The following is a 12,264-nucleotide window of genomic DNA, read 5'->3' on the forward strand; positions in this document are numbered from 1 at the left end:
CGCTAGACCAGGAATGGGATGAGTGCCGTCGTAGTGGCCTTGTAGTCGGCATATTCTGGATCAAAGGTCTCGCTCATCCAACGCTCCTCAATGCCCACACGTCGCAGAACCGCGTAAAGCATGAAGGCAAACGCAAGCAACGCGGCGATATCGCCTCGCGCAAGCACCGCACCGAGGATCGCCAGTATCAGGCCGGAATAGATCGGATGGCGGACGAGAGCGTAGGGACCGGTGCGGATCAACGCATGGTCCTGCTTGACCGTGATCACGCCACTCCAGTTACGACCGAGATGATAGCGCGCCCAGATGGCAAAGCCGAGGCCAATGACGGTCATGACGGCGCCGATGCCGTAAAAAGTCAGATTTTGCGGGACAAGCCGGAACGACAAAGGCCCGAGCCAGGATGGCGGCACGACCAGCAGGAAGGCGCAGATCCAGATCGGGACGGTATTCGACAATCGCGACCATGGATCCTCGTGCCGCGCCGCCTTTTTGACGCCGAACGAAGCGATGAACCAGATGGCTGCCCAAATACCCCAGCATACGGGGAAAAATAAACCCAGCAGCCTTGCTTCGGTCATGCATCGCTCCTGTCGAGCTCGGGATAGTGCCGGAAAATGCCATCCTCGTTCAAGGGAATGCGGCGATCCGATTGAAGATAGTGAGCAATATTGGGCCGTTTCGCGACAGCAGCATGCAGAGCGGCGAAATGCGGATAGTGGTCGGCCAGATGCGCGGTGCTGCTCGGAAAGGCATAGCGCAATCCCTCGTAAATCTGAAACAGCGAGAGGTCGACATAGGTCAGACCATCGCCAAAAATGTGAGCAGGCCCATGCCGGTTCTGTTCCAGCACACGCTCGAAGTAGCCGAGATATTTCGGGATACGATTGTCGATGAATTCGGCAGACCGAGCCTTCGCCTCCTCCTTCTGGTCCTCATAATATTTCGAAGTGGCGATCGGGTGGTGCGTGTCGTGGACCTCGGCGACGAGATCGGTGACAGTCAATTGCAGCGCGTTAAGCTCATGCCGCTGCGCTTCATCCCTGGGGGCAAGACCAAGAGTCGGCCCGAGATACATCAGGATGTTCGCCACATGCGAGATGATCAGATCGCCATCCTTCAGAAACGGCGGCGCGAAGGGAACGGCGGGTTCGGACTTGCTGTCCATGATGGCCAACATGGCGCCTGTGCCCTGCCCCTTGCTGGCAGGACCACGGCAAATATCGACATAATCGGCACCCGCCTCTTCCAGAGCCAGCCGTACGAATTCGCCGCGTCCCTGAATACCGTCCCAGTAGTAAAGTTCATAAGGCATTCCGGTCACTCCTTGGCGCATATGGCGATCAGTCGCTCTCTTCATACTGTGGGAGATTATCGGTGATTTCAAACCACTCGGCCTTTGAGCCGACGAAAACATGATGCGTCGGACGTATGCTCGGTGTGTCGACTAGCGTCCCCATGGTGACATGGGCGTAGGTTCCGTTCTTGACGATTGCATACAATAGCGGGCCGCACTTCCCACAGTGCATGTATGTCGAAGCATCGTCCCCATAGGACATGATGCTTTCCAGGCCGTCGGCAATTCTGATTTTTTCAATCTCAATGCCCGCCAGGGGCTTGAATGCCGACCCGGTTGTGCGCCGGCAATTCGAGCAATGACAGTTCACGGCATAGACAAATTCGTCAGCAACTTCATAGGTGACGGCCCGGCATCTGCATTGTCCGGTGAGCATTCTCATCAATCCGCCTCCGCACTATTTGCCGGTTGCCATGACCGAAAGCCATGCCTCAACGCCTCGGTGATACTACGACCCCGATTGAACCGACAATATGCGGCATGGAGCCTGCGCGACAAAGTCGCGGCGGCTAGAGCATTTCCGCTTTTCTTCGAATCGCGAAAACGCTCCATCTTTTTGTTCTTTACGCATTCCGGACGAAAAACCGCTACGCACTTTTCCTGGAAGTGCTCTAGTGATGAGCATCATGCTCGTGGCGCTTGCGAGTCGCGGCGGCCTTCTTTGCCGATGCGGAACGCTCTGCCGCCGGGCGGTTTGCCGAAGCACGACCGCCGATCCTGCCGCCCTTCTCCGATGAATCATGATTTTCCGGGTGACCGCGGCCGGAACCGGACTTGTTACCGCCACCGCTTTCCTTGTTCACCGTCGCCCATGCGCGCCGCTCGGCTTCCTCATGGGAAACTCCGCGGTCTTCATAGCCTTCTTCGATGTGTTCGGCTTTGCGCTTCTGCTTGTCCGTATAAGCGGATTTGTCTCCTCGGGGCATGGTCTTTCTCCTTGTTGTGGATGAAAGACCAACCCACGGTCAGGGAAAAGGTTCCGATATCCGGCTCGGTGCGCTGCGATCGACGGGCACGAACCACGACCGGCGACCACTCCGTGGGGTAGCCCGATGTTTGGCGGACGCAGGAAAGAATACGCCCACAGAACGGTCGATGATCAGGATGAGGATCAAGGCGGCCAGAAGATAGAGGGCCGCAAGAATGAGGAGGGACGTCACCGCGTTTCCTCCGCGCGATGAACGGGAACCTGAGGGCAGCGCGCTGCGACGATCGTCAAGACAGTATTTTCCAGATTATCAGCATGGCTACGACGCATGGCGGGGCTCCCTACCCGCTCTGATAGCACCGATGTGTGACAACTATTTTGTGCCTGAGGCCCAAGTTACAGAAATTGTTGCGGATATTCTGTCGGTTCCAACCCAAAAAGGAGCGGCTCGTTGGTTGTTGTCGAGCCGCTCCCGCTTCCGCCACATCCAAAGGGCAGGACCCGCATCAGACTTTGGCTTTGACCGCCTTCTTGGACGTCCGTTTCACGGCAGGCTTGCCCACGGGCTCATCGACAACTGCCGCGACGGCGACCGTCGGCTTGCGCTTTGCCTTAGATTTGGCGCCGAGCTTCGCTTCCTTGCCAGCGCTTTTCTCAAGCGCGATGCGTTCGCTGCTTGCCTGTTCCCAATGTATGCCGTCACGGCCAGCGGGATAGCCTTCTTCTTCCCAGATGGCATATGCGCGTTTCTTGATCCATTCGTCCCGAGATTCCAACATCTGCTGTTCTCCGTTCGCATTATTGAACATGGTTGATGAACAATGCCCGTTCTTGAAATGCGGGCTTCGTGCCTCCCCCGAGCAGCCAAGACTCCATGGCGGCGAAAATGCCCATGGAACGATTCCTCTAGTCTCGACTCCCGAACCGCAGTGGCGCTTCGCACAAGAAACACGAATACCGTGGGGGACGGTAGCGAAGCAGCCTAAGCACCCTCAATATGAAGACTGCGACAGGGCTGTTCAATTAAAAATATCTAATAAGGCGGCTTTTCGCACCGCTATCAGCCATATAAAGCGGATTGTAAGGCCGCCGATTGCAGCTTTCGCGGGCCGGGATATATTCGCATCATGATCGACCTTCTGGTTGCCCATTGGGGCCAAATTCTTGCCGTCCTGTCCATTGCCATGGGAGCGGCGGCGGCAATTCATGCCGCCATGACGAAGGAGGATGTGCGAGCGGCGATCGGCTGGGTCGGCGTCATCATCCTGTCGCCCATAATCGGTGCCCTGCTCTATGCCGTCGCGGGCATCAACCGTATGCGCCGGGCCTCCCTCAGTTCGCACCGTGATGCGTTCTTTCGCAAGGACGCATCGGGGGAACTTGCCAGTTTCGATGCAGACGACCACCGGGTGCGGCAGCTTTTCGGCGACCATTTCGGCTCGATGAAGACGCTCGGCGACCGCGTGGCCCGCTACACCATGAGCACCGGCAATACCATCGAGATGCTGGCGAGCGGCGATGCGGCCTATGCTGCAATGAAGGCGGCCATCGATGGCGCCGAGCGCAGCATTCTGATGGAGACCTATATATTCGACCGCGACCCGATCGGCCTGCGTATTGCCGACGCACTCATCGCCGCCGTCAAGCGCGGTGTCAGTGTTCGCGTGCTGATCGATTCCGTCGGCGCCCGCTACTCCGTGCCGACCATCATGGGCTATCTCAGCCATGGCGGGGTCGACGCCGATGTGTTCAACGGCAACGTTATCATCGGTCTTCGGTTGCCCTATGCCAATCTGCGCACCCACCGCAAGATCCTGAGCATCGACGGGCGGATCGCCTTTACCGGCGGCATGAACATTCGCGAGGGTTTCACGCGTGAGTTCGCCGGGGATCATTGCGCCCGCGACATGCATTTCTGCGTCACGGGGCCTGCGGTTGCCGATCTCTTCAATACGGCCGCCGAGGATTGGCGCTTCACGACCGGTGAAGTGCTTGATGGAGACGAATGGCGGATTTCAGCGCCCTCCAACGAGCCAGGTGCACCCGTCTTCATGCGGGTCGTGACCTCCGGTCCCGACCGCAGCGTCGAGACCAACCACAAGATGCTCATCGGCGCGTTGTCGGTCGCACACAGGTCGATCCGCATCATGTCACCCTATTTCCTGCCCGATCGGGAACTGATCAGCGCCCTGGTCACGGCGGCCAGACGCGGCGTTGAGGTCGACATTGTCGTCCCGACGGCCAACAATCTCGTACTGGTCGATCGCGCCATGACCGCGCAATTCGACCAGATGCTGAAGAATTACTGCCGCATCTGGCGTGCGGAGGGACCGTTCAACCATTCCAAGCTTCTGGCTGTGGACGGCATCTGGGCCTATGTCGGCTCTTCCAACCTGGATCCTCGCTCCCTGCGGCTGAATTTCGAGGTGGATCTGGAAGTGATCGACCGCGGCTTCGCCGGCACGATCGACGCTCATATCGCGACAATCCTTGAGACGGCACATCCGGTCGATCTCGAAAAACTGCGCGCCCGGCCCTTCATCGTCAGGTTGATCGAGAAGGTCTTCTGGCTCGGCTCACCCTATCTCTGAATGAGTTCACATCGACATTCTGCGGCGGTCGCGGCCTTTTTACATGACAAGGCCCGTCATCGCTTCCTATATTCCCAGGGGAGTGCCCGGCATGGTTTGGTCAAGGAAACGATCGGCGGACAGATGCGGAAGAAGAAGGAAAGTCTCCGTGCGAGCATCCTGGAAAGCCTGAAGAACAGAAACCAGGCGCGCCCGAAGCAGGCCGCCAAGGCCGCCCAAGCGGCCGGCACGCTGATCGCTTCCTACAATGTCCATAAATGCGTCGGCGCCGATCGTCGCTTCGATCCGGATCGGATCAGCCGCGTCATTCATGAGATTGATGCCGATGTCATCGGCCTGCAGGAGGCCGATACGCGCTTTGGCGAACGTACCGGCCTGCTCGATCTGCGCAGGCTCGAACGCGACACCGGGCTCATTCCCGTGCCGATCGCGGGAACCAGCAAGGCGCATGGCTGGCACGGCAATGTCGTCCTGTTCAAACAAGGCACTGTGCGCGATGTGCATCAGATAAAACTGCCCGGACTGGAGCCGCGTGGCGCGCTGATTGCCGAGATAGAACTGGCGCATGGCGGCAGCATCCGGATCATCGCAGCCCATCTCGGCCTGCTGCACCGTTCGCGCGCCCAGCAAACGCGGCTGATCGTCGAACTGATGAATGATGGCGGCGATACGCCTACCATCCTGCTCGGCGACCTCAACGAATGGCGGCTGGGCGACCGTTCCTCGCTCAATACCTTCCAGGCAGCCTTCGGCCCCCTTCCTCCGGCCGTCCCAAGCTTTCCCTCGACACTGCCGCTCCTGGCGCTGGATCGCATCATGGCAAACCGGCGTGGCATGATCTCGGCAGTCGAGGTACACGACTCGCCGCTCGCCCGCGTGGCCTCCGATCATTTGCCCATCAAGGCCATGGTCAGCCTCGAAACGCTCGACGGCGGAGCCAAGATGCATTCGCACACCGCTTGAGCGCAGAGCCTGTCGTTTAATTCGGCATGTCATTCACGGCCTCCGAAGGAAGGCCGTGAATGATCCGTCTGCTTCCGTCAGGCCCGCCCCGGCTTTCAAACCGGGTTGATCGCGGCGTAAACCTCCTCGTAGCGGCCTTCCCGCTCGGCCGACCGCCGTGCACGATCGCGCTCGACCAGCACCTCTCCCCCTGGATGGTTGCCCGCCTCCAGCAGTTGCATGACCTCCGCTACATAAGCGGCAACCGGCATGGCGCGCGGATCGGACGCCTGATGATCGCCGGTCAGTTCGGTCTGCACATAGGGTGGCGAAAGCTCCAGCACCTCGACCGGAATCTTGCGAAGCTGATGCCGCAACGACTGCAGCCAGGAATGTAGGAAGGCCTTGCTGGCGCAATAGGTCGGGAAATCGGCGCGCGGAATAAAGGCGAGGTTTGAACTGGTCGCCATGATGGTCGCACCTTGCCGGCCCTTCAACAGCGGCAGGAGCGCCGCCGTCACCCGCAGCACGCCCATGATATTGGTATCGACGACCGATTGAGCGGCGGAAACATCCCAGCCCTCCGCAGTCATATCCTCCGACCGCGAGATTCCGGCATTCGCAATCAGCATATTCAGCTCGGGGAAAAGCAGCCGAACATCGCTTGCAAGGCGAGGTAGGGAATCGGGGTCATCGAGGTCAAGCGGTAGGCCAACCAGGCCCGGGCGCTCCGCGGCGATCTCCTCAAGCAAGGCCCGCCGCCGCCCCGTGATGATCACGCGATTACCGCGGCCGTGGAAGGCTTCGGCGAGTGCACGGCCAATGCCGCTGGTGCCGCCGGTAATGAGGATCGTATTGCCAGTCATCTGCATAGTTTTTGCTCCATTGTTCAATGTCGGCCGTCAGCCGATGGTTCGCCCGTGGCTCTGACCTCTTTCGGAAGGGTCGAACATCCACGGCCGTCGAGAGCGCATAGCTGTGCCGCTGCCTTTTCATTGCTCCCTGCGGCTGAACCGAAGGGAGCAATGGACAGCAGACCAGATTGCGCTGGCGCCAATGGGGAACGTGTTTTCTCGAACCGCGGGTTCGCAGGCTCTCCCTTCGGCATGGTCGTGCCGAGGAGGATGCTGCCAACCGCATAGCCACCCCGTTCAGATCGGGCGAATTTACTCCGCAGTGCACCCTTTGCGGGTAGCATTGTGGGGGCCGTCAAACGGCTTGCGAATGGGATCGGGAAAAACAATGTCATACCATGAACGCCTCTTGCATCGAGACCTCCCTGCTGGGACCTTCTCGACAAAGGACGCGTTGGATGACGGTAACGCCTACGACAGTGCTACAGGAGCAACTGCAGTTTCGCGTCTAGCGCGACAGGCAGCTTGTTGTCAAGCTGAAGCCGTCGCGGGCAAGATCACGTGAACGCCGCTTGGGGAAGAGCAGCACCGCTGCGCTTTTCGTGTGCCGCGGAGAAGATGGCGACCAGGCAGGCCAAAGCAAGCGCTACGGCACCCAGCACCGGCAAACTGCGATAACCATAGCCACCCTCAAGCAAACCGGCCCCTATGACCGCCGCGATGGCAATGCCGATGTTGAACCCCGATGGGATGAGCGAGGAAGCAAGAGCTGGTGCATCGGCGGTCCACATCAAGATGCGGGCCTGAACCGGGGCGCCAATGGCAAAATTCAGGGCGCCCCAGACGAAGATCGTTGCGGTCATCAGCAAGGGATAGGGGCTGACCAGGTAGAGAATGACAAGTATCGCGGCCTGAATGCCGAGCATGACAATAAGCGCGGGCATCAACTTCCAATCGGACAGTCGTCCCCCGATGAAAACACCCAGCGTTGCTCCGACGCCATTCAGGAGGAGCACCCAGGGAATAATCATGCCATCAAGGCCCGTCACCTCCCGCAGGAGAGGCGTTATATAGGTGAACGGCACCATCTGCCCGATCATCAGCGCGAGCATGATGATGAGCGAGGTCCAAACCTGTTGACGGCCAAGTACACGGACTTCGCGCCCCAGATGGCCGGCTTGCTGGGGCTCGGCTTTCGTCTGCGGGATCAGAGCCCATATTGCGATCAATGCGAGGACGCCGACCAAGGTCATCGCCCAGAATGTCGTCCGCCACCCCCAAAGCCCGCCAATCGCCGCGCCAGCGGGCACGCCGATAATGTTGGAGACCGTCAAACCCGCGAGGATCACGGACACCGCGCGGCCTCGAAACGCAGGCGGGACGAGGCCGACCGCCACCACCATCGCAATACCGAAATAGGCGCCATGGGCGATGGCGGTCGCAACCCGGAAAGCGAGCATGGCGACGAAACTGGGCGCGAGCGCGCAGGCGATTTGCCCAAAGCAAAAGGCGATCGTAAGGGCTATCAGAATCGTGCGACGCGATACATGTCGTGTCGCCATGGTCAGGAATGGTCCGCCGACGGCAATACCCAGCGCATAGCCGGACACCAGATAGCCGGCGAAAGGAATGGAGACGCCTAGCCCCTGCGCCACGTCCGGAAGAATGCCCGCGATGACGAATTCGGTTGTGCCGAACGCAAACGCTGCCAGAAACAAAGCGAAGAGGGGCAAGGACAAGGGCGGCTCCCATATAAGGACATAAGAGTTTCTTTATATCTCAACCAAAAGTACATCAAGTACGCGAGAGCGGAAAGCAAGCACCAGGGAATGATTGTGCGGGAACGAATGCGGGATCATTTTCTTGTCGCTCAGCTCCAGAACTCCTTCAAACGCGGCTTGCTGGCCGCCTCCGCTATGGCTAGAGGAAAGGCCATATTATAACCTGGCCATCGACCAGACTGATCCGGGAGACAACCATGCTGAAAACTCTGCTGCTCACAGGCGCTGCCGGCGGCGTCGGCCAGGCGCTGCGTCCGCTTCTGTCTCAAATCGCCGAGAGCGTCGTTCTCTCCGATCTCACGCCGATACATGATCTGCGGCCCAACGAGCGCTTCGTTGCCTGCGATCTCGCCGATCGCAGCGGTGTCGATGCGCTGGTTTCCGGCGTCGACGGCATCATCCATCTCGGCGGTATTTCGGTGGAAAAGCCCTTCGACCTGATCATGCAAGGCAATATTCTCGGCCTGTACAATCTCTATGAAGCAGCCCGGGCAGCAGGCAAGCCGCGCATCGTCTTTGCAAGCTCGAACCACGCGATCGGCTTTTATCGCCGCGACGAGCGGATCGACAACAAGGTGCCGACCCGGCCGGATTCTCTCTACGGTGTCTCCAAGGTATTCGGCGAAGCGGTCGCGAGCCTCTACTTCGACAAGTTCGGTCAGGAAACCCTGACCGTACGCATCGGCTCCTGCTTTCCCGAGCCCCGCAATCCGCGCATGCTGGCCACCTGGTTCAGCGCAAGGGATTTTCTGTCACTCTGCGGCTGCGCCTTCGACGCGCCCCGGCTCGGACATACGATCGTCTACGGTGCATCTGACAATGACGAGCAATGGTGGGACAATAGCCAAGCGGCCTTTCTGGGCTGGCGTCCGCGCGACAGTTCGGCCCCATGGCGCGCCGAAGTTCTCGCAAGAACACCGCAGGAAGACCCCAACGATCCGGCCGTCATCTATCAGGGCGGTGGTTTTGTCTCAGCTGCTCATCCCGAGGATTGACCGAAGCCGACCAATCTGTGGCGAACGGCAGGCCGTCAGCCACCGTTGCGGAACAGCTTCCACTTGGTCGGCCGGAAAGCGATGCGGTTACGGTCAAGCGCATCGGCCTTGTTCGGCGGCAGCTCGATTTCGATATGGTCGTGGTTTTCGCCAATATTGATTTCGAGATGCCGCGTGCCGGCAACACGCCGGCTTGAAAAGAGCAGGCCAGCAATCGCACCGCCATCGCCTTCATGCAGCTCAATATCGTGCGGCCGGAAATAGAGATAGGCCTCGCCATCCGGCTCATGCGGCGTGCTCAATCCAAGCGGCCGGTCCTCGAACCATATTTCCCCGCTCGCGATGCGCACCTTGACGCGATTGGACTGGCCGATGAAGCCATACACGAAGGGGGAATTCGGCGTATCGTAGATCTCGTCCGGGGTGCCGACCTGTTCGATCGCGCCCTTGTTCAGAACCACGACCCTGTCGGCTAGTTCCAGCGCCTCTTCCTGGTCATGCGTCACGAAAACCGTCGTATGACCGGTGCGATCGTGAATTTCCCGCAGCCACTTGCGCAGATCCTTGCGCACCTGCGCGTCAAGCGCACCGAAAGGCTCATCCAGAAGCAGCACATTCGGCTCGACCGCCATGGCACGGGCCAGCGCCACGCGCTGCCGCTGGCCGCCTGAAAGCTGCGCCGGATAACGCTTCTCCAGTCCGTTTAGCTGCACCAGCTCCAGCAGTTCCGTGGCGCGCCGATGAATTTCCGCGCGCGGCGGACGACGCGATGCGGAGCGGACCTTGAGACCGAAGGAGATATTTTCCAGCACGGTCATATGCCGAAACAGGGCGTAGTGCTGGAACACGAAACCGATATTGCGCTGCTGCACGGTCTTTCGCGAAGCATCCTCCTCACCGAAGAAGATCTGGCCTTCCGTCGGCGTTTCCAGTCCGGCGATCAGACGCAGAAGCGTCGTCTTGCCGGAGCCTGAAGGGCCAAGAAGCGCGATCAGCTCGCTTGAACGAATATCCAGGGAGACGTCATGCAATGCGGGAAAGCGACCGAATTCCTTGCGCAGGTTTTGAACGCGAACTTCCATCAAAAATTCCTTCAGTGACGCCGGCTGGCTGCGATCTCTTCGCTATAGCGCATTTCCAGCAACGTCTTCAGTATAAGTGTGACAAGGGCAAGCAGGGCCAGCAATGTGGCAACGGCAAAAGCCCCCGAGAAATTATAGTCGTTATAAAGGATCTCGACCTGCAGCGGCATCGTATTCGTTTCGCCGCGGATATGACCGGAGACGACCGAAACCGCGCCGAACTCGCCCATGGCGCGGGCGTTGCAGAGCAATACGCCGTAAAGCAAACCCCATTTGATGTTCGGCAGCGTGACATACCAGAAGGTCTGCCAGCCATTAGCCCCGAGCGAGAGCGCCGCCTCCTCGTCCGCATTCCCTTGTTCCTGCATCAGCGGGATCAATTCACGGGCTACGAAGGGGAAGGTGACGAACATCGTCGCCAGGACGAGTGCCGGAACCGCAAACAGGACCTGTATGCCGTGGCTCTGCAGCCAGGGTCCGAGCGTGCTGCTGGAGCTGAACAGCAACACGAACACCAGACCGGATATAACAGGCGATACGGAGAACGGCAGGTCGATCAGGGTCGTCAGGAACGCCTTTCCCTTGAACTCGAACTTGGCGATCGCCCAGGCTGCGGCGACGCCGCAGACAAGGTTCAGCGGCACGCTGATGCCGGCCACGATCAACGTCAGCCGGATGGCGGCGAAGGTCTCCTCGTCGACCAGCGCATCGAAGAAGGCCTCGATACCTTTGCGGAAGGCTTCGACGAAGACGGCAGCCAAGGGCAGCAGCACCATCAGCGTCAGAAAGGTAAGGGAAATCAGCACGAAAACGATGCGTGCCGCACGGCTTTCGGTGATGACCGGATGCTCCACAGCGGAGGCGGCTGATAGATCATGTGCCATAGCCGTACCTCCTTCTGCTCCAGGACTGGATGAGATTGATGATCAAAAGCATGGTGAAGGAAATGAACAGCATCACCGTGGCGATCGCCGTTGCCGCCGCGTAGTTATATTCCTCGAGGCGGATGACGATGAGCAAGGGTGCGATTTCCGAGACATAAGGCTTGTTGCCGGCGATGAAGATCACCGAGCCGTATTCGCCGGCAGCACGCGCAAAGGCCAGTGCGAAACCGGTGAGCGCAGCTGGCGCCAACCCCGGCAACAACACTCGCGTGATCGTCTGGAACCGGGTCGCCCCCAGGGTTGCGGCCGCCTCTTCGACTTCACGGTCGATCTCCTCCATGACCGGCTGCGCCGTGCGCACCACGAAAGGCAGACCGACGAAAATCAGTGCGATGACGATGCCGACCGGCGTGAAGGCGATCTTGATGCCGAGCGGCGCCAGAAACTGCCCGATCCATCCGTTCGGCGAATAGAGCGTCGTCAGCGCGATGCCGGCCACCGCCGTCGGCAATGCGAACGGCAGATCGACCATGGCGTCGATGATGCGCTTGCCGGGAAAGCGGTAGCGCACCAGCACCCAGGCCATGATAAGGCCGAGGACGGCATTGACGAGTGCCGCGATGAAGGCGCCGCCAAAACTCATGCGCAGCGCGTAAAGCGTACGCAGATCAAGAGCCAAGGCCCAGAATTTATCCCAGCCGAGAGAGCTGCTCTTCCATAGAAGCCCAGACAGCGGAATGAGGACGATGAAGATGAGCCAAGCCAAGGTAACGCCGAGCGCCAATCCGAAGCCCGGAATGACACTCGGCTGCCGAAACCGCCACCGTTTGCGGGTTATGGACTGCATTCA

Annotated in this window: 13 protein-coding genes; 3 read left to right on the plus strand and 10 right to left on the minus strand. The window is 59.5% G+C overall.

Annotated features, from left to right (window positions below; genetic code table 11):
• Positions 1-2: 2 nt before the first annotated feature.
• From A6U86_RS16425 to A6U86_RS16445, 5 genes are all read right to left on the minus strand, one after another.
• Positions 3-581: an isoprenylcysteine carboxylmethyltransferase family protein gene (locus tag A6U86_RS16425; RefSeq protein ID WP_068393185.1), complete on the minus strand. Its 579-nt coding sequence runs from the start codon at positions 579-581 to the stop codon at positions 3-5.
• The gene (locus A6U86_RS16430) at positions 578-1,315 is read right to left on the minus strand and encodes a glutathione S-transferase (protein ID WP_068394025.1); all 738 of its coding nucleotides are present in this window, start codon (positions 1,313-1,315) and stop codon (positions 578-580) included. Before A6U86_RS16430 ends, A6U86_RS16425 begins: the two co-directional genes overlap by 4 nt.
• A 28-nt stretch (positions 1,316-1,343) precedes the next feature.
• Entirely contained in the window at positions 1,344-1,739 is a 396-nt protein-coding gene (locus tag A6U86_RS16435) for a GFA family protein (protein ID WP_068394026.1), read from the minus strand.
• Between the two features lie 229 nt (positions 1,740-1,968).
• Positions 1,969-2,283, minus strand: a complete 315-nt coding sequence (locus A6U86_RS16440) for a plasmid stabilization protein (protein ID WP_068393188.1) — start codon at positions 2,281-2,283, stop codon at positions 1,969-1,971.
• Between the two features lie 508 nt (positions 2,284-2,791).
• Positions 2,792-3,064 (minus strand): DUF2934 domain-containing protein, encoded by a 273-nt coding sequence (locus A6U86_RS16445; RefSeq protein WP_068394029.1) that lies wholly within the window; start codon positions 3,062-3,064, stop codon positions 2,792-2,794.
• A 348-nt stretch (positions 3,065-3,412) separates the two neighbouring features.
• Here A6U86_RS16445 and A6U86_RS16450 point away from each other — a divergent pair, with 348 nt between their 5' ends.
• Both A6U86_RS16450 and A6U86_RS16455 read left to right on the plus strand, forming a co-directional pair.
• A complete protein-coding gene (locus A6U86_RS16450) occupies positions 3,413-4,876 on the plus strand; it encodes a phosphatidylserine/phosphatidylglycerophosphate/cardiolipin synthase family protein (RefSeq protein WP_068393191.1) in 1,464 nt (487 codons plus the stop codon).
• A 123-nt stretch (positions 4,877-4,999) separates the two neighbouring features.
• Positions 5,000-5,839 carry an endonuclease/exonuclease/phosphatase family protein gene (locus A6U86_RS16455; protein WP_068394030.1) on the plus strand — a complete coding sequence of 280 codons (840 nt, stop codon included), beginning with the start codon at positions 5,000-5,002 and terminating at the stop codon, positions 5,837-5,839.
• A 95-nt stretch (positions 5,840-5,934) separates the two neighbouring features.
• Here A6U86_RS16455 and A6U86_RS16460 read toward each other — a convergent pair whose 3' ends face one another.
• Positions 5,935-6,690: an SDR family oxidoreductase gene (locus tag A6U86_RS16460; RefSeq protein ID WP_068393194.1), complete on the minus strand. Its 756-nt coding sequence runs from the start codon at positions 6,688-6,690 to the stop codon at positions 5,935-5,937.
• 539 nt (positions 6,691-7,229) lie between these two features.
• Positions 7,230-8,411 (minus strand): MFS transporter, encoded by a 1,182-nt coding sequence (locus A6U86_RS16465; protein ID WP_068393197.1) that lies wholly within the window; start codon positions 8,409-8,411, stop codon positions 7,230-7,232.
• Between the two features lie 239 nt (positions 8,412-8,650).
• On the opposite strand from A6U86_RS16465, the gene A6U86_RS16470 reads away from it, so the two are divergent.
• Positions 8,651-9,448 carry an NAD(P)-dependent oxidoreductase gene (locus A6U86_RS16470; protein ID WP_068393200.1) on the plus strand — a complete coding sequence of 266 codons (798 nt, stop codon included), beginning with the start codon at positions 8,651-8,653 and terminating at the stop codon, positions 9,446-9,448.
• 35 nt (positions 9,449-9,483) lie between these two features.
• Here the strand turns inward: A6U86_RS16470 and A6U86_RS16475 are convergent, their stop codons facing one another.
• The 3 genes from A6U86_RS16475 to cysT are packed head-to-tail and all read right to left on the minus strand — an operon-like array spanning position 9,484 to position 12,261.
• Complete coding sequence (locus A6U86_RS16475) at positions 9,484-10,530, minus strand: sulfate/molybdate ABC transporter ATP-binding protein (protein ID WP_068393203.1); 1,047 nt, start codon at positions 10,528-10,530, stop codon at positions 9,484-9,486.
• An 11-nt stretch (positions 10,531-10,541) separates the two neighbouring features.
• Complete coding sequence (gene cysW, locus A6U86_RS16480; RefSeq protein ID WP_068393206.1) at positions 10,542-11,414, minus strand: sulfate ABC transporter permease subunit CysW; 873 nt, start codon at positions 11,412-11,414, stop codon at positions 10,542-10,544.
• The gene (gene cysT, locus A6U86_RS16485; protein ID WP_068393209.1) at positions 11,404-12,261 is read right to left on the minus strand and encodes a sulfate ABC transporter permease subunit CysT; all 858 of its coding nucleotides are present in this window, start codon (positions 12,259-12,261) and stop codon (positions 11,404-11,406) included. The genes cysW and cysT overlap by 11 nt, the downstream gene beginning before the upstream one ends.
• Positions 12,262-12,264: the final 3 nt, after the last annotated feature.

Source organism: Rhizobium sp. AC27/96, from assembly GCF_001692325.1.
Classification (GTDB): Bacteria; Pseudomonadota; Alphaproteobacteria; order Rhizobiales; family Rhizobiaceae; genus Rhizobium.